This is a genomic window from Candidatus Nealsonbacteria bacterium, from assembly GCA_019923625.1.
Taxonomy (GTDB): domain Bacteria; phylum Patescibacteriota; class Minisyncoccia; order Minisyncoccales; family RBG-13-42-11; genus JAHXGN01.
In genome coordinates, this window is sequence record JAHXGN010000002.1 from 16314 (window position 1) to 41433 (window position 25120).

Below are 25120 nucleotides of genomic sequence, written 5' to 3' on the forward strand. Positions count from 1 at the left end.
ATTATGGATGAAATTTCCCAAAAAATAACCGGCCAAGTAAAAATTTCAACAAAAAGACAACAAGAAATTCAGTCAAAAATAAAAAATGTTTCCGATTTCAAAAAAGAAATTAAAGCATTTTTGGAAAAACCGATAACTGATTTGCTGGAAATTATTTTAACCGGAGCAACAATTTTGGGCGCCTCGGATATTCATATAGAGCCCCAAGAAAAAGAGGTCAAAATCCGAGCCAGAATAGACGGAATTTTACAGGATATCGTTTTTTTTGATTATAAAATATATAATGGGCTTCTTTCCAGAATAAAACTTCTCTCAAAAATAAAATTGAATATCGCCAAACAACCCCAGGATGGAAGTTTCACTATTTTGTTTCCGACCGCTAACAATTTTAAAGAAGAAATAGTTGAAATTAGGGTTTCTACCCTGCCGGCTGAATACGGAGAAGCAATAGTAATGAGGGTTTTGAATCCCAAAAGCTTAATTGAAATTGAAGGATTAGGATTAAGAAAAGATTTATTGGAGATTTTTAAAAAAGAAACAAAACAACCGAATGGAATGATTATTGTTACCGGTCCGACCGGTTCGGGAAAAACAACCACCCTTTACTCCCTTTTAAAAAGAATTCATCAGCCGGAAATTAAAGTCATTACTATTGAAGACCCAATTGAATATCGCTTGGAAGGGATTTCTCAAACTCAAGTTAATCCAAGCCGGGGTTATAATTTTGCCAATGGTTTAAGGGCTATTGTTCGTCAGGACCCTGATGTTATTTTGGTCGGTGAAATCAGGGACTTGGAAACTGCTCAAATCGCTCTTCAATCCGCTCTGACCGGTCATCTGGTTCTAACTACTCTTCATACCAACGATGCCTCCGGGGTTATTACCCGGCTTCAGTCCTTGGGCGAAAAACCTGTTAATATTGCTCCGGCAATTAATATGGCTATAGCCCAAAGATTGGTCAGGAAAATATGTCAAAAGTGTCTTGAATTTCAAACAATTTCTTCTTTATTTTTGGAAAAAATTAAAAAAGAATTAAACGGAATTTCTTCTTTGGTTCAAATTCCAAAATTAGACTCAAAATTAAAAATTCCTCTGGTTAAGGGATGTAGTGATTGTAATTTTACCGGCTATCGGGGAAGAATTGGAATTTACGAGGCCTTTTTGGTTGATGAAGAAATAGAAAAATTTATTTTAACTTCCCCCTCAATTTCCGATTTAAAAGCGCTGGCAATCAAAAAGGGAATGGTTTTAATGAAACAAGATGGATTAATCAAGGTTTTGGAAGGAATTACAACTATTGAAGAAATAGAAAGGGCAACCGGAGAATAAGAAAACATTAAAATATGTCAATGACTGGTCTCTTTTTTATTATATTTTTATTTTTATCGGGTTTTTTCCCTGTTTTTGTTTATGGTCAAGAAATAAATCATCTGATAATCGTGGAAGTCCAAATTAGGGGAGAAAAGGCCAATAATGATTTTATTAAAATTTATAATCTCGGTGGTAATAACCTTGATATTTCTGGTTATAGATTAAGGAAAAGAGTTTCCACGGGAAGCGAATCTTCAGTCCGAGTCTTTCCAAGCGGAAGTAAAATTTTAGCCAAAGGATGTTTTCTTTGGGCTAATTCTAAAGACGATTTCCGTCTTAGTGTCAAAGCCGATGTCTGGAGCACCCAAACTTTAGCCAGAAATAATAGTATTGCCCTGTTAAATCCGGAAAATAAAATTATTGACGCCTTGGCCTGGGGAGAAAGCCAAAATCCTTTTGTCAAAGGAGCGCCTTTTCCGGAAAATCCAACTGCCAACCAGCAGTTAAAAAGGAAAAGGTTCAACGGAAATTATCAAAACACAAATAACAATAGTCAAGATTTTTATTTATATCCCTCTCTTGAAACATCTTTATTGAAAACTGAAGCCATTATTAAAGAAGAACCCGGTCCAGAACTAAAACCCGAGCCAAAACCCCAAGAGCCGGCTAAGGAATTGTCAAGGGCTTTAGAGCAGGCCGCGCCCCTAACAATGGAAGCCAAAACACCCCCTCAATCTTCTGAAGTTAAAGAGGCCGACCCCTTTAAAATAGATATTAATACCGCCCTTTTGAAAGATCTGGTCAAAATTGTTCATATAGGAAAAGTAAGAGCAGAGGAGTTAATTTCTTTGAGGCCTTTTTACTCTTTGGACGACCTCACCAGAATAAAAGGTATTAGCCCAAAACGACTTGAAGATATTAAAAAACAAGGGCTGGCCTGGGTTGATCCGGAATTAGAACCACCGAAAATTGAAAAAACTGAACCCCTTGATAAGGGTTTGGCAGCAGTCGCCCAACCCCTCAAACAAGGACATTTAGGCAGGCAAATCCCAAAATCTCTTTCTATTTTTCTAATTGCCTTCGTTCTCGCCATTTTTTCTGGAATAATAATTTTAATCCTCAAAAGGAAATTGAAACTAATAATAAAATAAAAAATAGATTGTAAAAAATAGCAGTATTGTGGATAAGTAAAATACACGGGTTTCACCCGTGCATATTCACTCGCCTTTTGTAGTTTGTAACTAAGATAGTTTTGAATCAAAAATTTCTAACGGGGCAGTGGACTTTTTTGTTTCTTGATTTTCGGAAAAAAATAGAATAAAATAAAATGTATGTCAGGCCATTCACACTTTAAAAGTATAAAAAGAGATAAGTCCATCTCGGACAAAAAACGAGGACAAATGTTCTCGAAAATAGCCAGATTGATTTCGGTTGCCGCAAAAGAGGGAGGAACAAATCCGGAGACCAATTCTAAATTAAGGGTTGTAATTGAAGAAGCCAAAAAGCTCAACCTCCCAAAAGAGAATATTGAACGAGCTATCAAACAAGCAGCCGGCGGTGGAGAAGAATCTAACCTTGAAAAGGTTTTATTTGAGGCCTATGGACCGGGAGGAATTGCCATTATTATTGAAGGAATTACCGATAACAAAAATCGAACCTTAGCAGAAATCAAACAAATTTTAAATCAGAATAACGGAAAACTTGTTGGCGAAGGGGCGGTTAAATGGATGTTTGAGAGAAAAATAAAAGAACCGGGTTCTTTGGAGTGGGTGCCAAAACAAGAAATTGAGGTTGATGAAAAAGCAAAAGGGTCCTGCCAAAAACTTTTTGAGGCCCTTGACGAAAACGAAGCAGTTCAAGAAATTTATAGTAATCTAAAATTATAATATGGCAAAAGAGATAGAAATAAGAAAAAAAGCGGTTCGGGAATTAACGGGCAAGGGTTGGATAATCTGGTATCCGGCTAAAGTTCGCTATAAACAAAACGATATCTTCGGGATTATCGATTTATTGGCTCTGAGAAAGAAAAAAATGAGATATATTCAGTTAACCACCTTGCCAAATGTGGCTAGACAGAGGAAAAAGATTTTAAATTTTTTTAAAAATGAAAAGGTCAAGTTACCGGTGGAAATCTGGGTTTGGTCAAAAAAAAAGAAAAAATTTAAGACAGAAATAGTTTAGGAGCTTGCCCCTTGACAAGATTTCTTGGCAAAATATAATACCCTTAGTCCCCGCCCTTTCTAAGGTTTCCAAATTTTAATTTTTAATTACAATCTAAAAATAATTCAGGAAACAGAATTATTTTGAAAGATTTAGAAAGGGCGGGGTTGTCAAATTTTACTACCGGGCAGGGCTTGACAGAACTTTTTGTCTCCCTATAATAAATCCACAGAACCCTCAAAAACACATCTTTGTTTTTACGGGAAAAGAAAAGGTCGACGATTGATTTAAAAATTTTATTTAAAAATATTATTATTAAGAATTGAAGTTTTATTTAAAAATATGATTTATCAAGATGAAATCTTAAAATCTTTTATTAATCAGGTTGACGACGAAGAAGAAACAGATAAAGAGAAAGAAACTGCCGGAGAAGAGGAAGAGGAAGAAGAAGAGGAAGAGAAATAAGAAGAAAAGTAAAAATAACTAAAATTAAAAACCCTGTCATCAGGGTTTTTAATTTATCCCTACTAAAATTTTGAAATTTTAGCAAATTTTCTCTTTCCAATCTTAATTATCATTCCCTTTTTTATCTGAATAATTTTTTGCCAGTTATTTTCAATTTGACCGTCAATTTTCAGTCCTTTTTGCAATATTATTCTTTTGGCTTCTGATTTGGAATTGGTCAATTTTGTTTTAACCAATAAATCAAGAATTGACAGGTTTTTTTCTTGAATTTTTGTTTCCGGGACTTTAAGGGGTAATTTTTTTTCTTTAAAAACCCTGTCAAATTCTTCTTCTGCTTTTTCGGCTGCTTTAAAAGAACAACAAACCCCGACAATTTCCCGCGCTAATCTGGCTTTAACGTCCCGAGGGTTGATTTTTTCTTTTTTAAGATGTTCTGAAACTTTCTTAATCTCCTCTGTTTTTAGATTAGTGCAAAGTTCAAAGCCGGGAATAATTAAGTTGTCGGGCCAGGCCATAATTTTGCCAAACATTTCTTTCGGGTTCTCGTCTAAATTAATCGTATTCCCTTCGGTTTTCCCCATTTTTTTACCAAAAGGATCGGTTAATAATTTTGTCGCTAAAACGAATTTTTCTTTATTTTTTAAAGATTTCATCAGGGAACGTCCACAAAGCATATTAAATGTCTGGTCTTTGCCACCAATTTCCAAGTCAACGTTCATGGCCAACCCATCATAGGCCTGGGCCAAGGGATATAAAAATTCGTGTAAAAATATCGGTTTTTTCTTTCTCATTCTTTCTCGGAACATATCCCTAATTATCATTTGCTGAACCGTAAAATTAGAAGCCAGTCCAATCAAATCTTTAAATGTTAGCTTGTTTAACCATTGACTGTTGTATAGTATTTTAGCCGGGTTAATCCCGGTAAATTTTAAAAATTTGCTTGCCTGTTTTTTGTAGTTTTTAGAATTGGCCAAAACTTCTTGCCTGTTCATTTTTTTTCGAGCGGCTGTTTTATTTGTGGGATCGCCAATCATTCCGGTAAAATCGCCGATTAACATTATAACCTCATGTCCCAATGATTGGAATTGGGCTAACTTTTTTAAGGTAACCATATGGCCGATATGTAAAACAGGGGAGGAAGGGTCGTAGCCGCAATATAATTTGATTTTTTCGCCACTTAATAGTCTTTTTTCCAATGATTGAAAATCGGGGTAAATTTTTTCCACTCCTCGGGTTAAAACCTCTTTGATTTTTTGGGAGTGGCTATTTACCCTGTTAGAAAATCCCCTTCTTTGAAGGGTTGGGCTTAAACCTTTACTTTTTCTAACGGGGTTTACTTTCATGTTTTTTTAGTGTAAAATAAATTTAAAAAATTGTAAACCATGGCTAAGAGGAAACATTATCGGAAAATTTATTCAATATTTGGCAAAAAAAGAGGCGGGGGGGCTTTTTGGAAGCTTGGACTTTTTTTTGTTTTATTTTTGTTTTTTGGTTTTTCTTTTTTATTTGTTTATTATGCTAAAGATTTGCCCCGGCCCGAAAAATTCGCCGAGAGAAGAATTATTCAATCAAGTAGAATTTATGACCGGACCGGCAATATTCTTTTATATGAAATTTATGGTCCAGAAAGCAGGGACTATGTCTCTTTAGAACTAATGCCGGATTATTTAAAAAAAGCGGTTCTTATAGCCGAAGACCGAAATTTTTACGACCATTTTGGAATTGATTTTCAAGCAATCTCCCGCTCAATTTTACTTAACATAAGAGCCGGACAACTGGTTTTTGGCGGCTCAACCATCCCCCAGCAACTCATTCGTAATACTTTTTTAACCAGAGAAAGAACATTGGGGAGAAAAATTAGGGAAATTGTTTTGGCTTTAGAAATAGACAGACGTTATTCTAAAGAGCAAATTTTAGAATGGTACTTAAACCAAATTCCTATGGGTGGCAATGCTTATGGAGTGGAAGCAGCCAGTCAAAAATATTTTGGCAAATCTGTTTCAGAAATCTCTTTGGAAGAAGCGGCTACTTTAGCTGCTTTAATCCAAGCTCCCAGCTATCTCTCGCCTCACGGGCCGAACAAAGAAAGGTTGTTGGCCAGAAAAAATAATATCTTAGATGGAATGGTCCAAGAAAATAAGATAACCAAAGAAGAAAGGGAAAAAGCTAAAAACAAAGAAATTACATTTAGAAGAATCGGCCAACCAATTAGGTCTCCGCATTTTGTAATGAAAATAAAAAATTATTTGTTTCAAAAATATGATGAGGAAACCTTAAAAAAGGGTGGATTAAAAATCTACACCACTTTAGATTGGCAGCTTCAACAGTTAGCTGAAACCGCGGTTCAAAAGGGAGTGGAAAGGAATAAAATGTTTTTAGCTCATAATGCTGCCTTAGTATCAATTAATCCAAAAAATGGTCAAGTTTTAGCATTGGTTGGTTCGGCTGATTGGTTTGGCAGTCCTTATCCTCTTAATTGTCAGCCAGGGAAAAATTGTTTATTTGAACCCTATCCTAATGTAGCAATCCGAGAACGGCAACCGGGCTCTGCTTTTAAGCCATTTGTTTATGCTGCTGCTTTTAAAAAGGGTTATACAGACACAGACGTTGTAATTGATGAAGAAACCAATTTTGGCACCCTGGCCAACCCCTATATTCCCCGAAATTTTGACGGGCTTTTCCGGGGCGAGGTAACTTTAAGACAAGCCCTGGCTCAATCTTTAAATATTCCCTCAATAAAAGTTTTGAGGGATTTTGCCGGACTGAAAGAAAGTATTGAACTGTCTAAAGAAATGGGTATTACAACTTTAACAAAACCGCCTTTGTTTTATGGGCTTCCTCTGGTTTTAGGAGGGGGAGAGACAAAATTATTGGAAATGGTTTCAACATATGGGGTTTTTGCCACCGAAGGATTGAAGGTCAAGCCGGTTTTTATTTTAAAAATTGAAGACCAAAAGGGAAACATTATTGAAGAATCAAAGAGAGCGCCAAAAAGAGTTTTAGAAAGAGAAGTTTGTCGGTTAATTAACGATATTTTATCCGATGATGAAGCCAGATCTCCGGTTTTCGGACGGCGCTCTTTGATGTATTTTGAAAATTACCAAGTAGCGGTTAAAACAGGGACAACTGATAATTTTCGCGATGGTTGGATTATCGGCTATACTCCCTGGAATGTAACCGGGGTCTGGGTGGGAAATAACGATAATAGTCCAATGAGAAGAGAGCCGGGTACTGTTTTAGCCGGCCCTATTTGGAGAACATTTATGACGGAAATTTTAAAAAAATATCCAGTTGAAAGCTTTAATAAACCCCGTTAGAAATCTGACTGAAAAATAATTTTATTCATAAAAATTATTTTTCTCTGACATAAAATACGATATTCTAATCAATAATCGTATTGAGAAATGGCAGTTTTGTAAAATTAACCAAATTTCTAACGGGGTTTATAGTTTATCTCGATTTTATCGGCATTATAACGTAAAAATAACTTTGATCCTGGTCCGATTTTAAAATAGCCGGTCCCTCTTGGCCGTTAATTTCAAAAATAATTTGGTTTCCTTCAATATTTAAAAGACCATTTATCAAAAAACGGTGGTTAAAAGAAACCGACAATGTTTCTCCTTTTATTTTGGCCTTTAAAGAACCGTGATATTCTCCTAAATCGGCCGATTGGCTGAAAACCTGAACTTCCTCTTTTGAGGAGTTGATTTTAAATTTAATTTCGCTTATTTTCCCGCTAAAAAGGGAAGCGATTTTTACTTGATTGAGAAACTCTTTTTTATCCAAAATAATTTGGTTGGTAAATTTTTGGGGGATAATTTCCTGATAATTAGGGTATTCTCCGTCTATCAAGCGAGAAAAAAGCTGAATTTGAGGAAAAGGGGTTTCTTCCATTAAAATCTCAAACGTTACTTGGTTGGGTGAAAAATAAATTTTTAAATCTCTTTTCTTCTCGCCAAAAATATTTATTATTTCCCGAGCCGTTTTTTGAGGAAGAATAAATAAATATTCTTTATCCAAAGGAATGTTTTTTTCTTTTAAAAAATCGGAGTAAAAAAGTTTTTTTTCTCCTAACCGAAAACTATCGGTGGCGGCTAAAACTAAGTGGTCTTTTTTAAATTGAAAAAAAATTCCTGAAATTTCCGGCCGGGAGGAAGAAACAGCCGGAATATCAATAATTTGATTTAGACCTCGGCAAAAAAGAAAACTGTCAAAAACCATTGTTTCTTCGGTGATTAGATTAGGAAAAAGAGGAAACTCCTCTGAAGACATTCCTTTAATTTGGCTTTTATTTTTTTCTGTTTCAATAAAAAAATTTAAGTCTTTAGTTTTTAATGTTATTTTTTTATTCGGCAGAAAGCCAATAAAACTTGATAAAACCCGGGAAGGAATGACAATTTTTCCTTGTTTTTCAATTTTTGACAAACCCCACCACCTAATTCCCATTTCTAAATCAGTGGCTGACAAATTTAAAAAATTACCCTCTGTTTTAAATAAAACATAATTTAAAATTGGTAAGGTGGTTGATTTAGTAATAATTTTTTCAACAACAAACAACCCTTGTTTTAGTTTTTCTTGTAATATTTCTAATATCATATTTTTATTTATTATTATTATTAATTATTTGTTTTTTTTGTGTTTTTTAGTTGTTTTAATTGGGGAAAAGGGGTTGAATGTTTGGTTATTTTCAATATATTTTCCTGTTTATAATTTCTTAATTTGTTTTTTTGACATTTTTTTCACTTTTTTGCCGGTATTAATTAACAAGATATTAAGGGCTATAAATCCTTTGTTTTATTAAATTAATTTCTTCTTCCAGTTTTTCATTTTTCTCAATCTCCCGGGAAATTTTTTCAAAAGAATAAATTACCGTGGTATGGTCTTTGCCGCTAAATTTTTTCCCAATAAAAGGATAAGAATAATTGTTCTCTGTTCTTAGCAAATACATAGCAATTTGACGGGGAAAAACAATTTCTTTTCTTCGGGTGGAAACCAATAAATCTTTTTCTTTTAAATCATAAAATTCAGCCACCGTCTGAATTATTTTTTTTGGAGAGGCAGTTTTGGAAGAAGAAAGGGTTATATTTTTTAAAATAACCTTTGTTAATTCCAAATCAAGGGGCGTTTTATTCAATTTTTGATGAATTATTAACCGATTTAAACATCCCTCTAGTTCCCGAATATTTTTTTGAATTTGGCTGGCAATATAATGATAAATCTCTTCTGAAAATTCCACCTTTTTTTCTTGAGCTTTTGTTTTTAAGATAACCACCCTTGTTTCCAAATCAGGGATTCCAATATCAACTATCATTCCGCCCTCAAAACGAGACCTTAATCTTTCTGTTAAAGCAGGGATGTTTTTTGGCGAACGGTCGGAAGAAATAACAATTTGATTATTTTTTTGATAAAGGGCATTAAAAATATGGAAAAATTCTTCCTGGGTTTTTTCTTTACCGGCTAAAAACTGAACATCATCAACAATTAAAACATCAATTGCTTTGAATTTTGATTTAAAATTTTCAGCTTCCCTGTTTTTAATTGCATTAATTATTCCTGAAATGAATTTTTCCGAAGGAATGTATTTTATTTTTTTATCGGGGAAATTTTTAATAATTTCATTGCCGATTGCTTGAAGAATGTGAGTTTTTCCCAACCCAACCCCTCCGTAGACAAATAAGGGGTTGTAGACCGAACCAGGGTTTTGACAAAGAGCGGTCGCGGCCGCATAAGGCAATTCATTAAAAGGCCCGACAATGAAATTTTCAAAAGTATAGCGAGGATTAAGATTGGTCTCTTTATTTAAACCAGTTTCGAGCAATTCAAGCTGATTAATTTGTTCCAAAATCTCCGAAGTTTTTTTAGTAATTTTTAACCCCCCCTTGGTGATCGTATATTTTATATCTTTGATTTTAGGGTCTATCTCCCGCAAAGTTTTAAAAATAATTTTATTGTATTTATTTTCCAACCACTCTTTTGTAAAAGAATTGGGAACGGAAACAATAACACCCCCCTCATTAAAAGAAAGAATGTTTGTGTTTTTAAACCAAGTGGCAAAATTGGCCGAAGAAATATTAAGTTGGATTTGGGCAATAACCGCCTGCCAGAGTTCTTCGTTAGACATCATATTTTTAATCCAATTGAAGAAGGTTTATCTGCTTCAATTTTGGATAGTTTCAAATAAATCATTATACAATAAAAAAAAGAGAAAATAAAATTTATCTTAATTTTTGGATTTTGTTAATAATCAGTGGAAAAAGTGTGAAACCCGGTTAGAGGTCTTTGGCAAAAAATTTTTTGATAAAAAATTTTTTGCAACCCATCAAACAAACTATTATATCAATATTATGTTTTTACCTCTAAAATATCTATTCAGTGAGGGTAGACTTCTAACGGGGTGAAATTGACCAGTTTTTTAATTTTTGGTATGCTGGGAGATATGAGCATTACTTATCAACCCAAAAAGAAAAAAAGAAAAAGAACTCATGGATTTAGAAAAAGACAAAAAACCAAAAATGGAAAAAGGGTTTTAGTTAAAAGAAGAAGAAAGGGAAGATGGAATCTGGCTGCCTGACAATTTGAATAGTTGACTAATATGCTATCAAAGGAAAATCGGATAAAAAAGAAAAAGGACTTTGAACGGATTTTTAAAGAAGGACAGGGCTTTAAAGAAGATTTTTTATTTCTGAAAATTGCCCAAAACAATTTAAACATCAGCCGTTTTGGTTTTATTGTTAGTAAAAATTTTTCCAAAAAAGCCGTTTTTCGCAACAAAATGAAAAGAAAGTTAAGAGAATTAGTCAGAATAAAATTGGATAAAATAAAAAAGGGAATAGACGGAATATTAATCGCCCAACCGGGCTTGGCAAAAAAAGATTTTCAAGAAACGCAAGAAATAACGAACAAAATTTTTAGAAAAGCCAAAATAATCATATGATGGATTTTTTTTATATTGTTTTATATCAACCTCTTTTCAATTTTTTAATTTTACTTTATACCTATCTTCCCGGCCGTGACTTTGGAATAGCTATTTTAGTTTTAACATTTTTTTTCCGACTTTTATTTTACCCCTTGGGAGTTAAGGCAATTCAGTCCCAAAAACTTCTTCAAGAACTCCAGCCCAAAATAAAAGAAATTCAGCAAAAATATAAAAACGATATAAAAAAACAGGCAAAAGAGACAATAGAATTATATAAAAAAGCAAAAATAAATCCTTTTTCCGGGGTTTTGCCCGTTTTAATTCAATTACCGGTTTTGATTGCTCTTTTTCAAATTTTTTTAGCCGGCTTTCAGGCAGAATCAATGGTTCATCTTTATGATTTCGTCCCCAATCCCGGTCAGGTAAACCCCCTTTTTTTAGGAATAATTGACCTTTCCAAGTCAGCGACCGCTCAACTGAATGGACAAAACCTCTTTCTTTTACCCAATATAATTTTAATCATCTTGGCTGGAATTGCTCAATTTTTTCAGACTAAAGCATTAAATCCAAAAACCCTGGGAATCAAAAAAAATAAGGGGCATCAGGTTTCAACTTCAGAAAAAATTCAAAGCCAAATGAGTTATTTTTTGCCGATTTTTACTGTTTTTATTCTTTGGGGACTACCAGCCGCCCTTGCCATTTATTGGTTGGCTACCACCATATTTTCCATTATTCAGCAGTATTTTGTTTTACGTCCGGCTAAGTTTAATTAAAAATGACAACAAAAGATATTGAAGAAATTAAAAAAACAATAAAAGAATTTTTTGAAAAAATTGCCTTTGAAACAGAAGTCGTATTTTTATCTTTCACGGATTCAAATTTTATTGTTAATTTGAAAACCGAAGAACCCCAACTTTTAATCGGGGAAGGGGGTCAAACCCTGTCCGAAATTCAACACTTATTAAAAGCAATTTTAAAAAGAAAAATAGAAGCGTTTTTTTATCTTGATTTGGATATTAATGACTACAAAAAGAAAAAAATTCAATACCTGAAAGAATTGGCTAACTCAATTGCCGAAGAAGTTGCTTTGACCCAAAAAGAAAAAATTCTCTCGCCAATGTCAGCTTACCAGAGAAGAATCATTCATTTGGAGTTATCCGAAAGAAAAGATATTGCCACCGAAAGTATTGGCAAAGAGCCTGAAAGAAGAATAATTGTCCGGCCCTTATTGCCCCAGCCGGAAATTTAAATGTTTAAGCCCTTGGCTTTTTTTATTTTTAGCAGTTGTTCGGGCGAACTAGTTACAATCTGGTCTTCGGTATAAGAGGCCACCACTTTAATAGCCGCATGTTTTTGGCCGGCAAAAAATATTCCTTCCCCGACAGCCGCTTCCAGTAATAAATATTTTTCTTGCTCGGTTAAATTAAATGTTTTTTGAACAACATCAATCGTGGCTGGCGATTGTTTTAATAAAAGCTGCAAAGAAGAATTGCTAATAATCGCTTGACCGTAATTAGACCTCATAAAATCATTAACATCCTGGGTAATGGTCGTTACCCCCAGCCAGTATTTTCTTCCTCTTTTGCACATTCCGAATAAAAAAGAAGCTCCATCTTCTGATTGCATTATCCACCAGGCCTCATCAATAACCAAAATCCTTTTTTTTAATTTTGACCTGACCAAATTCCAGATATATCTCATAATAATAAACATTGCCATTGGCCTTAATTCATCTTCCATATCCCTGATTCCAAAAACGACCAAGGACTTGTCAACCGAGATATTTGTTGGTTGGTTGAAGAATTGGGAAAAAGTGCCCTTGGTGAATTTTCTTAATCTTTCAACCAAACTTTCCGTTCCCTCCATTCCCTCCAAAACCGATTCCAAATCAGAAAAAAGAGGCAAATTTTCTTTCCAAACAAGAGGGTCGGTTTCCGGAGTAATGTCTTTGGCAGCATAGGTCTCGGTTAAAGCCCTGTCTAAAATAGCGTCTTCTTCCGGACTTAATCCCTTGAGCATCACTCTTAACAAGCCAACCAAGTTAATCACATTTGACCTTAAAACATCCTCTGCTTTTTCATCTTCTCTGGGAATGGGTAAATCAAAAGGATTGATGTGATTGGCTGAAGCCAAAGAAATATTTATAAAAGAACCGTTAACAGCTTCGGCCAAGAACCGATATTCATTTTCCGGATCAATGATAATAATATCTGTTCCGAGCATTAAAGAACGGAGAATTTCCAATTTAACAAAATAGGATTTACCCGAACCTGATTTGGCAAAAATGACAAAATTGGCATTTTCCAAACTAAAACGTTCAAATAAAATCAAAGAATTATTATGACGGTTAATTCCATATAAAATTCCCTCGCTTGAACTCAAATCAAAAGAAACAAATGGAAATAAGCTTGATAAGGGGTCAGTGTTCATTGGAGTGTGAACCTGAAGCAAATCCAAACCATAAGGAGCGCAGGAGTTAAATCCTTGTTTTTGCTGGTAAAGAGCCGGTTTAATATAGACCAAGCGGGCTTCTAAAATTGACCTTAATGTTGTTTCAATTTTTCTCAGTTCTTGTTCGCTGTCTCCATAAACAGTCAGATAAAGGCCAAACTTAAACATTCTTTCTTGAGCGGTTTGCAGTCTTTCTCTTAATGTCTCAATGTCTTTATAGGCGATTTCTAAAGAGGGTTCGCTAATAAGACCCTTTTCTTCTCTTTCATTAATTTCGGCTTGAACTTCGGTCACTTTTTTTCTTAATTGTCTTAAAGTCGCTCCGGTATCAACTGGATGAAAGAAAAAAGAGATATCCATCGGAATGTCCGAATTAATAATCGGGGAAAACCAGCCGGAACTCAAATACCGAGGATAAGAAAAAATAAAAAAGGCCTTGGCAAACCTTTCGCCTAATTTAATATGAGTGGAGTCAATAATGATTGAAGAGGGGGCAATAATATCGGTCTCCCGGATTTCTTCTATTTTAAAAATTTCATCTTCGGCTTTTTCCTTTTTTTTAAAAAATGGCAATTTCATTGTTCTTGTATTAGACGGTTAACTCCGGTAGGATTTCCGGATAATAACCAAACTCAGCTTCTCTGGGGTGATGTAATGCCCAGAAAAATTCAATTAATTCTTCAGTGGTCAAAGGAACGGCTTGCAAGCCGCATCTTCTTAAACCCATAGCCACAAATTCCATTCTCTGCCAAAGTTGATTTTTACACCGCGAAAACTCTTCTTTGGTTAAAGCCGGTAGGGCAGGAGCTTTTAATAATTTAGATAGCGGCATCCCCTGGGCTTCCAAAATAGTGAAAGGGATGACGATAAAAAAGGTCTTAAACATTATTGTTCCGGACTGAATCAAGTTTTCAATAAATTTGTGATATTCCTTTATTTGGATTTTTAATAATTCGTCCTCCTGTTTTAATTCCAAGTTTTTTAATTTGTCAAGATAGCCGGTGATATTTAATCGCCTCGAGTTAACGACAATCTGGCAGGAAAAATCAAGGGAATTCAAAAAATTCTGAAATTGATAAATTATGGCATTTTGTTCCTTCTCTGCTTTCAAGGCAAAATTCAAAGAAGAGGTCATTAAAACCCCCCTTAACGCTCTGTTTTTTAAAATAATAATCCCTTCTCTAATCTGGCCGATTTCCAAAAATTGTTGAGTTGTCAAGGAAGCCACATTTTTATCTTGTTTTTATTTCAATTAAAGTGGAAAGTTTTTTTAATTTACCCCCTTCAACAATTTTTAAGGGAACAGTTTCTTCTTCTTTTTCTTTGACCCTTTCTTTTTTAATAATTTTTGGGGGCATGGTTTTTTTCTGCCAAAAATAATTTTTTCCGGAATACGAGAATTTAAAAAAATTGATTAAAACCGTGGGCAGGGGCTGGCTATTGATTTTCAAAAAAGCAAAAGCAAAACCGGCGCTGAATAAAAATAGGCAAAGAATTAAAAAAAGAAAAAAGGGAACAGCGTAATAAAGAAAAAAGGAAATGCCGCCGGCAAAAGCCAGAAAGAAAAACTGGCGCAAGGTAAGAGGCCCGACAATTTTGGGCTCCATTTCAATAAATTGTGGAACAGTAAATTGCATACTTTATACAACCGGCTCCCGATAAACATCTTCTTTAGCCGGTTTTTCTTTTTCTTTTTTTAAAGAAAGGATAATTTCGGCTTTATAGAGGTCTTGCAAACTGTGTTTTACCGGGAAAAAAATAAAGCGGTTGATTTCATGATAGACCTCCTTTGCTTTTTCCGGTTTTAGATTTATTTCTTTTTCTAAAAACTCTTTAAAATCAGCCGGCGGCAAAAGCCCCAAAAAAACATCGCCGATTCCTCTGGCAACCTGGCTGATTTTTTCTTCTTTAACTTCATTTCTAAGGCAGATATTTCTGATATTTTCCGTGATTTCTGCTGAAAAAATCGCTTCTTGTAATTCTTGGGGAAGCAGATTGTAAATTTTCCAAAGTTCTTCTTGACTATATTCTTTTGGCATAAGTTATCATAATTAATAATTTTATGGCGGTGGGACCCACATTCCTCCAGGTCCAGGCTTCCAGCCGGGAGGTGGAGTAGTGGTAGGAGGTGGAGTGGTGATAGGAGGTGGAGTAGTAGGAGTGGGGACTATGTGTCCAAAGAGTCTTTGGCCCTGTCCTTCTTCAAAATAATTGATTAAACCTGGATTTTTTAGTACGTTTTCAATGTAATCTCTGGGATCAGCTTGTTGGCTAAGACAATCACGAATACTATTTACTGCTATTTCTCCTTTGGCCGCAATTAAAGAGTTCATTCGCTCAGCTGAAAAGGTTTTTAAGGATGTTTCTATAAAAAGGTTATTTTTTATGTCGGTATTTGAAATAAATTTAAGATTAGGATTTTTAATTTTCGAAACCGCATCATCTAATGTTTCTCCAGATCTTTGAGAAGAAAGTATTGGAAAAGCAGCGTTTATTAAACGAGTCCTTCCCATTTTTTCAGCTACCTCAAGCATCTTATCCTTATCTATTTTTCCCAAATCTATTAATTTTTGAATATCTGACACATCTTCGTTTTCAATCATATTTTCTATTATAAATTGACGTTTTTTATCACTTCTTTCACTCAAAAGAGAATCAGCTTTAGCATCGCCACTAAGTCCTTTCATTTCTTCATCTACCCCCTCCTTTTTTTTCAATTCTTCTTTTTCCAAGTGGGCTTTATAATCAGTTCCAGCAGCTCGAAAACCTAAACTGGAAGCAAAACCCATTGCTCTTGCCGCCCCAATACCGACTTTTTGACCAAAGGTTAGTGTTTTCCCTGATTCTTCTTGTTTTTCTTGTCTTTCTTCTGCCTCTTCACCTTTTTGAGCCTGTTGAGCCGCTTGTGTTTTTAAGGCCCCTAAAGCTAAACTACCCATTTTTGTTAGAGGCCCGCCAGGAGCGATTAGGGCCTTTCCCTGGTCTATCATTGCCTGAGCGCCTTGTGGCATAAATTTTTTAACAATAAAAGCAGTTACTGCAAAATAAATAGCCAAAAATATATAATAAAGAACATATTGGTCAAGAATAAACCAACCGACAACTGTTTCAACCACACCGGGCGTTTCTTTAGGCACTATTTGTTCGCCAACCCCCATTCCCAAAACCATAAGAAATAAAAGTATTACTCCCAAAAGAAGCCATTCAAGAAGAGTTTTGAACCAGAGTGTCCAGTATTTTTGCGTGGCTGGTAAAATTAAACAAATAAAAGCCAAGGGAGCAAGTATTGCTAATATCCAAACAAGAAAAGCCCTAACAATAAACAAAATCGCAAAAATTAAAAAAACGCCGCTTAAAATAAAAGCAATAACAACCTGAAAAACCCAAACCAGAAGAGTTGTATGAAAAGCAGCAAGCCAAGTAGCAACAAGGGCAAATTGAGTAAAAGGACCAACAAAAGGTATGAGATAACTAGCAACCATAACAGAAATATTGGCAGTCATACTCCCCAAGCCGGCTAACATCCTATCTTGTAAAGGATTTATTATTGCGCCAACCCCGCCCCTTGGTAAAAAGGTATTGAAAAGAATATTGGAAATATCAACCAAAATTGCCACAAAAAGCAAACTGAAATTCAGCAAGAGAGCGACAATAATTAATCTAGGTAAGGCCTTTTTTAAACCATAAGTTTCAATTTTAAAAATAAAAGCATAGGCAATGGCTAAAAGAATCAAAATAATAAAGAGGTTAGCCAGGCCGGCTGTAAAATCCCAACCCCTGGCTATCAAAAGATTATCTTGAATAGTCAGCAACTCTTGGCTTCCCAATATTGCCCTATTAAGCAAACTTGCGGTAAACGAAAGAGATATCAAGGCAAGAAGATAAATAATTATCATCTGAATTAAGAAGGCTGATATCGGGCCGGCCTTTTCTTCTACCAGGCCAGATATTTTTTTGAAATAATCGAAAAAACCACCCCAAAAGGCAAAACCTATCTCGGGCAAAAGCAAGAGTATTAAGATTAAGACAAATAAGTATTTGGGCTTAATAGACATAATATTTTTTATTTCTTAAAAGACCGGATCTTCTATCTATATACCCTTATCTTTATGCTACATGTTTCTTTTTTACCGGTAACAGAATCAAGGGCGGTACCAGTATATAAGTAGTGGTTTTGGCTATTTGAAAGGTTCTAGAACCGTTTAATTCTAATGGTTCAGCATCAATCGCCGGTTCAATGGAAAAACTATCAGCATTCCTTGTTGTCCAGGTGATAGTTACTTCTCTTGGACGATAAATAGTAGCAGGATTAGCTTTAAGGGTGCAACCAATAGCGGTCGGGTCTTCTTTTTTTTCCACAAAAAGCATTATGCTATTTATCTCTGTTCCGGATTTAAAATAAGAAGTATTGGGCGGGAGAGAGGTAATTTCTGTTTTGCAATTAGCTCCTGAATAAAGCATTAATAAGCCAGCGCAGGCATGAGCCCTTTCTCCACCAATAAATGCCTTGGATCGTATATGTAATATTGGGTGCTGGAGCCAACCCGTACCCACGCTGACACAATCAAGTGGGAAAAGGGAGTGTGCCGTGCCGTCTTTTAACTCTTTCTCTGTTTTGCCAACAACCACCTCAAGTTTATCACAGGGAATACCCAGTAATTCGTCAAGCCCTGGTTTTTTTTCTCCCTCCTCAACCTCCCATCCTGGTTTAAAAACAGGGGGCCTGAGAACGGTTAATTCTGGATTAATAGTATGTAAAACTAAAAAGGAACTTAGAAGTAAAACCAAACCAAAGAAAGCTGATTGAATTCGGTTCCAGGACTCTTTCATTTTTGTCGGATCGCCGACAGAGGTTAGATATTGAAAACCGGCAATTAAGAGAGCGATAAAAACTGCCATTCCGCCCAAAAAAATTCCCCATTCGTAAAGATATTGAACCAGGTCAGTAAGTTGACTATCATCGCCTAATGGTGTTCCAAGGGGTGAGTCTGGCCAGTCCAGTTGCAAAGCCCAGGCTTCAAAAGAGACGGTTAAAAATCCCAAAACAATTAAGGCAAAAATAATTTTTTTAGTAGAATTTTTCATCTTCTTTTATTTTAGAACAAAAAAAATTATTGAGCAATAACAATTGAGTCAAAGATAAATTCGGCTTCTTTGATTGATTCTCCCCATTCAATTCCCGAAACATAAAACGAAACTAAATAGGTTTTTTCTTTCCCCCAAATTATTTTTTCTTTTGAAGAGAAAAAAGGATGACCTTCTCTTAGGTAAACAGCTTCAAAAAAAATAAAATCTTCCCCTTTTTCCAAACCAACAATTTCCATTACTTCCCTTTCTCCTTGGTGTTGTTTTTTTATTTTTTCCAGAAAATTTTCCAAATTTTGTTTTCCTTTGAATTCCCAAACCATTAAAAAAGAAAGAAAAGGTTCTTTCACCCTCATTTTATGATTGAAAAATAAAATTTTACCCCCTTCGTTCTCATCTGTTTTTATTCTTTCTCTATTCAACCCTAATAATAACTCTTTTCTTCCCTCTGTCCAGCCGGCTGGATATTTCATTTTAAATTTTTTATCTTGACTGACAAATTCTTTATAATTTTCTTCTAAAAATTCATTTATCGGCAGAAGCGGTTTTATTTCAACCTTCGGCAGTTTAAATTGAGGCAGTTGGATTTCAGGCAAAGATTCTTGAAAATTTTTAAAACGCCAATAAGTAACCAAACTTAAAACAAGAATGCAGAATAAGGTTAAAAAAAGTAATTTTTTATCGTTTTTCTTGTTCTCCATAATTTTAAAAATTAATCCGCCACCAGGGGCCAAAAAGTCCGACCTGATAGCCGAATAAAAGCAAAACAAAAGAAACAAGAAACCAGGCAGTAAAAATAACAAGATAACCTATTCCGGCTGATTTCCACAAAGATTTTATTTGAATTAGGGCTTCGGCTTTACCGAGAGAAAAATAAAGAATCAGGGCGCTGATTACTACCAAGACAACTAAAATCAAGGGAGCCACTCTCCACAAAAAGAAATCAATAATACTTTTTACCATTATAAAAATATGTTTTAATTGGCAGGAGTCGGTTTCATTCCAGTCAGTGTCTGGATTGTCATAATCTCGGCCGCAGGGGACCAAACCGCCCCAACCCGGCGCCGCCTTTCTGCTAGTCAGATTAAAAAACCAATCGCTCCATTTGCCGGTTTCCCGACAATCTTTATCCAAACAAGCCCTGACTTGCCATTGGTATTCTCCTTTACATTCTAAGGGATAAAATTGAGAGTTCAATGGTATTATTTTAATAATTTCCTGGTTAACTTTTGGCCGACATTCCGGCTTGTTTTCTTCTTCAGAAAGGAAAATATATTTTATTTTAAATTGATAAGAAACAGCGCCATCAACCTTGTCCCAGGAAAAAAAATGACGGTCGCCTGTAAAAACAGTCGTGTTATTTCCTGGCTTAGGATTAATTGGAGTCTGAAGCTTAAAAGTTTTAAAAGTTCTTAAAGGACTCCAAGGGCCGCAAAGTTCTCCTTTTGCTCTGGCGCAGGTTTTTACCCGCCAGAAGTAGTCTTTTTCTAAAATTAGGTCTGGATAATCAAGGGAAACTCCTGGTTTTTCTAATATTTTTTTTAATTCTACTAAAACCAAACCTGGATGTGGAGGATCAAGGTAAATCTCTGGTTCTTCTAATATTTTTTTCAAACTTAAATTAAGATCCTCAATTTTTGAAATATAAATATATTTAAAAATATAGGATTTGGCCCCAGGCACATCTTCCCACTTAAAATTGACCGGAATAGGAACATTATTTGCGTTAGTCAGAGGATAAATAAGTTCTGGCGGCCGGCCAGTGGTTCTAAAAATAGAATCCTCCGACCAAAAGGCCTCACATTTTTTCCCCTCATAATCCCAACAAGGCTGAACCCTCCAAGTATAAAAAGTATCAAGTTTAAGTTCAGAATAATCAAATCTTAAATTAGAGACTTGGGTTGTGCCGGTGGCCGGAGTTGTTTGGTTCCTTTCATATATTTGATAATTCCAAGAATTTGTTCCTAAAAATTTGTGCCATTTTAATAAAACTGGAAGACCAATTGGAGTTTTCCCTGCCGGATCATTTGGCGGTGAAAATAAAACAGGTTCTGAAAGAGTATCTTCAATTGATAACAGCCATTTCTGGCTTTTTTCAGAACAAACAGTACCAGCCCAATATCGACAAGCGCTAACTTGCCAACCCCAAGCCACAAAAGGCGGTTTTCCTTTTCTATCTTCTTTGGTGAAAAAACATGATCATGGTCCTTGTTGGAAAATTTAGGTTCAGGATGCCGGCCCGGCCAAGTCCTTAGTATTTTTGACCGGCAATTTTGTCCGGGCAGGACCGGTCTTAATTCAGGATGACATTCTTCTTTTATTATTTTTATTTTTCCACTCTCTATTCTATAAGATATTTTATGAAAAAACAATCTATAACTCATTGGTCTCTGATAACCTCTTTCTGGGAGTTGAAAATAGAACGGACACCACCTAAGAATGAGATTTAACTTTTCATTCTCAGCCATTTTTTCTAGGCCCTGCCAATCAGGATCAAAAGGAAGAATGGGTTCAGGCGCAGAACTGGTTGTAAAACTCCAACTGCTTGCCGGTCCGCAGTTTTGGCCGTCTATGGTACAACAAGCCTGGACTTGCCAAGGGTGGATGGTGTTTGATTTTAAAGTACAGGAAGGCGGAATAAATTCTGACATCAGCGAATAATTGGAATGGGGATCAGTCGGTCGGGTATTTCCGATTGTTATTCGGTAAGATTGGGGGCCATCAGGTAAGGCTTTCCAGTAAGCAACATCATCCCAGTCCAATTTTACCGGGAGAAGGATGTTATTTGGGTCTTGGCTCGGCTCTGGATTAGCTGGATCGGTAGGATAGTTGGGATTATAGTAATATCTTGGATTTTTTGGAGTTTCCAGACATTGGCCGGCGCATTGGCAAGAGGGTTTAGTTTTTAGAGATGCATCATCAATACATTTTTGCCAGCCAGAGCAAGTTTTGTGGTTATTCCAGCCACCTTCAGGCGGCCAAGCAGGGCAAGAATCGCAAGAGATCCAATTTACACATCTCCACCCTGTGGTGCAGCCTTTATCGTCTTTTATTCTTTCCGCAGTGCCCGTTCTTCCCCTTTGGCATGTTCTTTCTCTTTTTTGAATCTTTGCATCAGGACATTCTCCTATGCATTGGTATTCAATATCTGAATAGGAAGGACATTCATTACAACTTGGTGCAGGAGGCGGCTCAGGACAGGCAGGCTTTTCAAGCGGCGGTGTGGTAGCTGCAAAAGAATGTCCGAGAAAAAATAGAAAAAATAAAGAAATGGGCGCCAGAACAGTTAAAACAAAGATAAGGCTAATATTTTTATTCATTATTAAATTTTAAAACTTTTGGTTAAATTTATCCAGTCTTTGAGCTGTGGATAAACTCCTTGACATTTAAAGACCAGGATATTAAACTAAAAAAAGAGAAAGAGAATGATAATTTCGCTTTTAAAGATATTTTTAAGACCGAAAGAAATTTTAAAGAGGGCGAAAAAGTTTTTAAGGGGTTTAAAAAAAGACCCTTTTTGCTATTTTTGGCTGATTTCCCTTATTTTATTCGGAATTTTAAATTTTAGCTCTTTTTATTTAAACAAAAATTTCAAAATCGCAGCTCAAAATTTTCTTCCCCCCTTTTTTAATTTACAAAATCAAAACTCCAATCAAGTAGAATTTTTATTTTTAAATTTTTCCGGAAAAACTTCTTTGGAAGTTCCCAGCCCGATTTTAATTGAAAAAAACAGCTTGAAAGGAATTTCTCCACCCTTAATAATTACTCCACAGGTTTTGGCGGTTCTTGCCGGACAGGACTCTTCTTTTCAGGAGTCAAGGGGAATTATTGAATATCTTGTTGAACCAGGAGACAACCTTTGGTTGATTGCCGATAAATTTAATATAACATTAGAGACCCTGCTTTGGGCTAATAATTTAAATAAGAATTCAAAAATCCAACCGGGTCAAAAATTGGTTATTCTGCCGGTTTCCGGAGTAATTCATTATGTTAGGGCTGGCGATACGATTTCTGAAATCGCTCAAAAATATCAAGGAAAAATTAGCCAGATTATTACCTTTAATAATCTTATTAAAGAAGATGATATTTTTATCGGCGATATTTTAATTATTCCCGACGGGAAAAAACCTTATTCTTCAACAAAACTTGCTTCTCAGTCGGCTTTGGCCGTTCCTTTACCCTCCAATTATTTTATTTACCCGACTGTTTCTACTCGGATTAGCCAGGGTCTACACTGGTACAATGCGGTTGATTTTGACGGTCGGTGCGGAGATCAAATTTTTGCTGCGGCTGCTGGAACAGTTTTGAGGGTTAAATTAACCGAATCTGTCTCAAGAGACGTTTTCGGCGGAGCAGGCAACCACCTGACAATTTTACACCCCAATGGAACAATAACAATGTATGGTCATCTTTTAACCAGTTTTGTCAATCCGGGCGATAGAGTTTCCCAGGGCCAAATTATTGCCCTGATGGGTGGACAACCAGGCGCTCCAGGAGCCGGAACCTCAACCGGTTGCCATCTTCATTTTGAAGTCAGGCAAGCCAGAAATCCTTTTGTCAGGCAATAATTTTACCAATAAAACTAATAATTAAAATCAACTCCTTCTTTTAGCCGATAGATTAAGGATTCATTTAAGTGGTCGGATAAAATTTTTTCAGCCTTGTCCAAATCAGCAATAGTTCTGGCTGTTTTTAAAACCCGGTGATAGCCTCGGGCTGACAACTTCCTGGCCTCAACATATTTTCTCAAAAGATTTTGACTTGCCAAATCCAATTGGCAATATTTTTTTATTTCCGGAATTTCCATCTCCGAATTGGTCTTTTCCTTTAAAAACCTTTCTCTTTGAATTTTCCTGCATTCTTGCACCCTTTCTCTGATTTCTTGACTGTAATTTTCTTGGTCAGGGCTTACCAGCTTTTCATACCTTAATTCAGGAAGACTAATAAAAATATCAATTCTATCCATTAAGGGTCCGGAAAGCTTTCTTTGATACATTCTGATTTGAGAATTGGTGCAGTTGCATTTTTTTTCCGGGTCGTTGAAATAACCGCAGGGGCAAGGATTGGTGGCTGCGACCAAAATAAAACGACTGGGGAAGGTCAGAAAATGTTTTGACCGGGAGACAATAATTTTACCTTCTTCAATCGGCTGTCTTAAACTTTCCAGAACATCGCGGTGAAATTCGGGAAATTCATCTAAAAATAAAACCCCCCGATGAGCCAAAGTAATTTCACCTGGCCGGGGAGGATTGCCGCCGCCAATTAAAGCTACTTCGGAACAAGTATGATGGGGAGAGCGAAATGGCCGGAAATTAATCAAAGGATTTTCTTTTGATAAAAATCCAACAATGCTGTAAATTTTAGTTACTTCCAGGGATTCTTCAAAAGAAAGGGGTGGTAAAATTGAAGGAATGGCTTTGGCTAATAAGCTTTTGCCGGTACCCGGGGGACCAAACATTAAGAGGTGATGACCGCCGGCCGCTGAAATTTCCAAAGCCCTTTTGCTTAATTCCTGACCCTTGATATAACCCAAATCAAGCGGATAATTTGGCTGGCAAAGAAAATCCTCATAATTCGTTTTTGAAGAAGAAATTTGCCTTTTTCCTTCCAGATACTCAATGGTTTCTTTTAAATTATTTACTCCGATTATTTTTATTTCTTTAATTAAGCCGGCCTCTAAGACGTTTTCTTTTGGTAAAAGGACTTCTTCAAATCCTTTTTCTTTGGCCAAATTAGCAAAAATCAAAGCTCCTTTTATTGGTTTGATTCTACCGTCTAAAGCCAGTTCGCCAAAAAAAATTTTATTTTCCGATTGAAATTTTATTTTTTTAGTTGATAAAAGACAACCCAAGGCAATGGGCAAGTCATAAAGAGAACCCTCTTTTTTTAAATCGGCCGGAGCCAAAGAAACCAAGACCTTCAGGGGCTGGTGATGGGGTGATTGAAAACCCGAGCTTTCAATGGCGCTTCCGACCCTTTCTTTTGATTCTTGAATGGCTTTGTCAGGCAAGCCAATAATTTCAAAATACTTCATCCCAAAAGAGGTATTGATTTCTATTTCCACAACCTGGGATTCCAAGCCCAAAATTGCTCCTGAAAAAACTTTAGAAGGCATTAACAGTAAATTTTAAAAATAAATTTTAAAAATATCAAAAAGAAAAAGCAAAAACAACAACCAAAATTGTTATAACTAAAATTAAAATTATTAATCTAATCCAGATTTTTTCTCCCAACGAGGATTTTTGGGGCAAAGGACGGAAAATTTCAATTTGGGGTGGCGGAATTTCCAACTTTTCAAATTCAGATGAGCCGAGCGGAGTTTTGGGGCTAACTCCTTCTTTACCAGCCACTTTTTCTAAAAAACTTTTTCTTTCTTTTTCTTCTTTTTCTTGAAGTTCGGCCAACCTTTTTTTAACCCCCTCTGTTTTTACTTGTCTTAATTTTTCTCTTTCTTTTTTTTCTTCTTCTCCGGCTCTTTTTCTTTTTTCCAAAAGAGCTTTTAAAGAATTTTCTTTCTCTTCTTTTATTTCTTCTATTCCCTTTGATAACCCTTCTTTTTCTTTCTTTTTTTCTTCAATTTCCCTTTCTTTTCTTTTTATTTCTTCCTGTTTTTTTCTTTCTTCTTCCTCTTCTTTTTCCAATCTTCTTTTTTCCTCCTCCGCTTTCTTTTCCATTTCTTCTTTTCTTTTTCTTTCTTCTTCCTCCCGAGCGAAGCGAGGGGGAAGAAGAGAC

General features: G+C 35.6%; 23 protein-coding genes. 10 read left to right on the plus strand and 13 right to left on the minus strand.

The window, feature by feature from the left end; translation table 11 throughout:
- Positions 1 to 3: 3 nt before the first annotated feature.
- The 4 genes from KY055_00525 to KY055_00540 all read left to right on the plus strand — a co-directional run bounded on the left by KY055_00525 (position 4) and on the right by KY055_00540 (position 3492).
- Complete coding sequence (locus KY055_00525) at positions 4 to 1329, plus strand: GspE/PulE family protein (protein MBZ1345121.1); 1326 nt, start codon at positions 4 to 6, stop codon at positions 1327 to 1329.
- A gap of 14 nt (positions 1330 to 1343) precedes the next feature.
- The gene (locus KY055_00530) at positions 1344 to 2462 is read left to right on the plus strand and encodes a lamin tail domain-containing protein (protein ID MBZ1345122.1); all 1119 of its coding nucleotides are present in this window, start codon (positions 1344 to 1346) and stop codon (positions 2460 to 2462) included.
- A gap of 180 nt (positions 2463 to 2642) precedes the next feature.
- Positions 2643 to 3197 (plus strand): YebC/PmpR family DNA-binding transcriptional regulator, encoded by a 555-nt coding sequence (locus KY055_00535; protein ID MBZ1345123.1) that lies wholly within the window; start codon positions 2643 to 2645, stop codon positions 3195 to 3197.
- Position 3198: 1 nt separating this feature from the next.
- On the plus strand, positions 3199 to 3492 hold the full coding sequence (locus tag KY055_00540) for a hypothetical protein (protein ID MBZ1345124.1): 294 nt from the start codon (positions 3199 to 3201) through the stop codon (positions 3490 to 3492).
- Between the two features lie 506 nt (positions 3493 to 3998).
- Here the strand turns inward: KY055_00540 and tyrS are convergent.
- Positions 3999 to 5279, minus strand: coding sequence for a tyrosine--tRNA ligase (gene tyrS / locus KY055_00545; protein ID MBZ1345125.1), 1281 nt, complete (start codon positions 5277 to 5279; stop codon positions 3999 to 4001).
- Between the two features lie 39 nt (positions 5280 to 5318).
- On the opposite strand from tyrS, the gene KY055_00550 reads away from it, so the two are divergent.
- The gene (locus KY055_00550) at positions 5319 to 7253 is read left to right on the plus strand and encodes a PBP1A family penicillin-binding protein (GenBank protein MBZ1345126.1); all 1935 of its coding nucleotides are present in this window, start codon (positions 5319 to 5321) and stop codon (positions 7251 to 7253) included.
- A gap of 133 nt (positions 7254 to 7386) precedes the next feature.
- Here KY055_00550 and dnaN read toward each other — a convergent pair whose 3' ends face one another.
- Both dnaN and dnaA read right to left on the minus strand, forming a co-directional pair.
- Positions 7387 to 8532 (minus strand): DNA polymerase III subunit beta, encoded by a 1146-nt coding sequence (gene dnaN / locus KY055_00555; GenBank protein MBZ1345127.1) that lies wholly within the window; start codon positions 8530 to 8532, stop codon positions 7387 to 7389.
- 175 nt (positions 8533 to 8707) lie between these two features.
- On the minus strand, positions 8708 to 10060 hold the full coding sequence (dnaA, locus tag KY055_00560) for a chromosomal replication initiator protein DnaA (protein ID MBZ1345128.1): 1353 nt from the start codon (positions 10058 to 10060) through the stop codon (positions 8708 to 8710).
- A gap of 312 nt (positions 10061 to 10372) precedes the next feature.
- On the opposite strand from dnaA, the gene rpmH reads away from it, so the two are divergent.
- From rpmH to KY055_00580, 4 genes are read left to right on the plus strand one after another with little or no spacing between them, the layout of a single operon-like run.
- The gene (gene rpmH / locus KY055_00565; GenBank protein MBZ1345129.1) at positions 10373 to 10507 is read left to right on the plus strand and encodes a 50S ribosomal protein L34; all 135 of its coding nucleotides are present in this window, start codon (positions 10373 to 10375) and stop codon (positions 10505 to 10507) included.
- Between the two features lie 21 nt (positions 10508 to 10528).
- Entirely contained in the window at positions 10529 to 10870 is a 342-nt protein-coding gene (rnpA, locus tag KY055_00570) for a ribonuclease P protein component (GenBank protein ID MBZ1345130.1), read from the plus strand.
- Positions 10867 to 11625 carry a YidC/Oxa1 family membrane protein insertase gene (locus KY055_00575; protein ID MBZ1345131.1) on the plus strand — a complete coding sequence of 253 codons (759 nt, stop codon included), beginning with the start codon at positions 10867 to 10869 and terminating at the stop codon, positions 11623 to 11625. The genes rnpA and KY055_00575 overlap by 4 nt, the downstream gene beginning before the upstream one ends.
- Before the next feature lie 2 nt (positions 11626 to 11627).
- Complete coding sequence (locus KY055_00580; protein MBZ1345132.1) at positions 11628 to 12101, plus strand: KH domain-containing protein; 474 nt, start codon at positions 11628 to 11630, stop codon at positions 12099 to 12101.
- Here KY055_00580 and KY055_00585 read toward each other — a convergent pair.
- Genes KY055_00585 through KY055_00620 form a run of 8 tightly spaced genes read right to left on the minus strand, consistent with a single transcriptional unit; the run spans position 12098 to position 20542 of the window.
- Positions 12098 to 13882: an ATP-binding protein gene (locus KY055_00585; protein ID MBZ1345133.1), complete on the minus strand. Its 1785-nt coding sequence runs from the start codon at positions 13880 to 13882 to the stop codon at positions 12098 to 12100. The genes KY055_00580 and KY055_00585 overlap by 4 nt on opposite strands.
- A 10-nt stretch (positions 13883 to 13892) precedes the next feature.
- Positions 13893 to 14531 (minus strand): hypothetical protein, encoded by a 639-nt coding sequence (locus KY055_00590; protein MBZ1345134.1) that lies wholly within the window; start codon positions 14529 to 14531, stop codon positions 13893 to 13895.
- Between the two features lie 4 nt (positions 14532 to 14535).
- Complete coding sequence (locus KY055_00595; GenBank protein MBZ1345135.1) at positions 14536 to 14940, minus strand: PrgI family protein; 405 nt, start codon at positions 14938 to 14940, stop codon at positions 14536 to 14538.
- Between the two features lie 3 nt (positions 14941 to 14943).
- Positions 14944 to 15342 (minus strand): hypothetical protein, encoded by a 399-nt coding sequence (locus tag KY055_00600; protein ID MBZ1345136.1) that lies wholly within the window; start codon positions 15340 to 15342, stop codon positions 14944 to 14946.
- A 21-nt stretch (positions 15343 to 15363) separates the two neighbouring features.
- Positions 15364 to 17358 (minus strand): hypothetical protein, encoded by a 1995-nt coding sequence (locus KY055_00605; protein MBZ1345137.1) that lies wholly within the window; start codon positions 17356 to 17358, stop codon positions 15364 to 15366.
- A gap of 52 nt (positions 17359 to 17410) precedes the next feature.
- Positions 17411 to 18388: a hypothetical protein gene (locus tag KY055_00610; protein MBZ1345138.1), complete on the minus strand. Its 978-nt coding sequence runs from the start codon at positions 18386 to 18388 to the stop codon at positions 17411 to 17413.
- 26 nt (positions 18389 to 18414) lie between these two features.
- Entirely contained in the window at positions 18415 to 19089 is a 675-nt protein-coding gene (locus KY055_00615; GenBank protein MBZ1345139.1) for a hypothetical protein, read from the minus strand.
- Positions 19090 to 19093: 4 nt separating this feature from the next.
- Positions 19094 to 20542, minus strand: a complete 1449-nt coding sequence (locus KY055_00620; protein ID MBZ1345140.1) for a pilin — start codon at positions 20540 to 20542, stop codon at positions 19094 to 19096.
- Between the two features lie 1271 nt (positions 20543 to 21813).
- Between KY055_00620 and KY055_00625 the strand changes: the two genes are divergently transcribed.
- Entirely contained in the window at positions 21814 to 22956 is a 1143-nt protein-coding gene (locus tag KY055_00625) for a M23 family metallopeptidase (GenBank protein MBZ1345141.1), read from the plus strand.
- A gap of 14 nt (positions 22957 to 22970) precedes the next feature.
- On the opposite strand, the gene KY055_00630 is transcribed toward KY055_00625, so the two are convergent.
- Both KY055_00630 and KY055_00635 read right to left on the minus strand, forming a co-directional pair.
- Positions 22971 to 24503 (minus strand): YifB family Mg chelatase-like AAA ATPase, encoded by a 1533-nt coding sequence (locus KY055_00630; GenBank protein ID MBZ1345142.1) that lies wholly within the window; start codon positions 24501 to 24503, stop codon positions 22971 to 22973.
- A gap of 34 nt (positions 24504 to 24537) precedes the next feature.
- Positions 24538 to 25120, minus strand: a 583-nt coding sequence (locus tag KY055_00635) for a hypothetical protein (GenBank protein MBZ1345143.1), incomplete at its 5' end; no start/stop codon positions are given.

Coding starts and splice junctions, on each gene's coding strand:
- KY055_00525 (MBZ1345121.1), top strand. CDS start 4: ATGGATGAAATTTCCCAAAAAATAACCGGCCAAGTAAAAATTTCAACA.
- KY055_00530 (MBZ1345122.1), top strand. CDS start 1,344: ATGTCAATGACTGGTCTCTTTTTTATTATATTTTTATTTTTATCGGGT.
- KY055_00535 (MBZ1345123.1), top strand. CDS start 2,643: ATGTCAGGCCATTCACACTTTAAAAGTATAAAAAGAGATAAGTCCATC.
- KY055_00540 (MBZ1345124.1), top strand. CDS start 3,199: ATGGCAAAAGAGATAGAAATAAGAAAAAAAGCGGTTCGGGAATTAACG.
- tyrS (MBZ1345125.1), bottom strand. CDS start 5,279: ATGAAAGTAAACCCCGTTAGAAAAAGTAAAGGTTTAAGCCCAACCCTT.
- KY055_00550 (MBZ1345126.1), top strand. CDS start 5,319: ATGGCTAAGAGGAAACATTATCGGAAAATTTATTCAATATTTGGCAAA.
- dnaN (MBZ1345127.1), bottom strand. CDS start 8,532: ATGATATTAGAAATATTACAAGAAAAACTAAAACAAGGGTTGTTTGTT.
- dnaA (MBZ1345128.1), bottom strand. CDS start 10,060: ATGATGTCTAACGAAGAACTCTGGCAGGCGGTTATTGCCCAAATCCAA.
- rpmH (MBZ1345129.1), top strand. CDS start 10,373: ATGAGCATTACTTATCAACCCAAAAAGAAAAAAAGAAAAAGAACTCAT.
- rnpA (MBZ1345130.1), top strand. CDS start 10,529: ATGCTATCAAAGGAAAATCGGATAAAAAAGAAAAAGGACTTTGAACGG.
- KY055_00575 (MBZ1345131.1), top strand. CDS start 10,867: ATGATGGATTTTTTTTATATTGTTTTATATCAACCTCTTTTCAATTTT.
- KY055_00580 (MBZ1345132.1), top strand. CDS start 11,628: ATGACAACAAAAGATATTGAAGAAATTAAAAAAACAATAAAAGAATTT.
- KY055_00585 (MBZ1345133.1), bottom strand. CDS start 13,882: ATGAAATTGCCATTTTTTAAAAAAAAGGAAAAAGCCGAAGATGAAATT.
- KY055_00595 (MBZ1345135.1), bottom strand. CDS start 14,940: ATGCAATTTACTGTTCCACAATTTATTGAAATGGAGCCCAAAATTGTC.
- KY055_00600 (MBZ1345136.1), bottom strand. CDS start 15,342: ATGCCAAAAGAATATAGTCAAGAAGAACTTTGGAAAATTTACAATCTG.
- KY055_00605 (MBZ1345137.1), bottom strand. CDS start 17,358: ATGTCTATTAAGCCCAAATACTTATTTGTCTTAATCTTAATACTCTTG.
- KY055_00610 (MBZ1345138.1), bottom strand. CDS start 18,388: ATGAAAAATTCTACTAAAAAAATTATTTTTGCCTTAATTGTTTTGGGA.
- KY055_00615 (MBZ1345139.1), bottom strand. CDS start 19,089: ATGGAGAACAAGAAAAACGATAAAAAATTACTTTTTTTAACCTTATTC.
- KY055_00625 (MBZ1345141.1), top strand. CDS start 21,814: ATGATAATTTCGCTTTTAAAGATATTTTTAAGACCGAAAGAAATTTTA.
- KY055_00630 (MBZ1345142.1), bottom strand. CDS start 24,503: ATGCCTTCTAAAGTTTTTTCAGGAGCAATTTTGGGCTTGGAATCCCAG.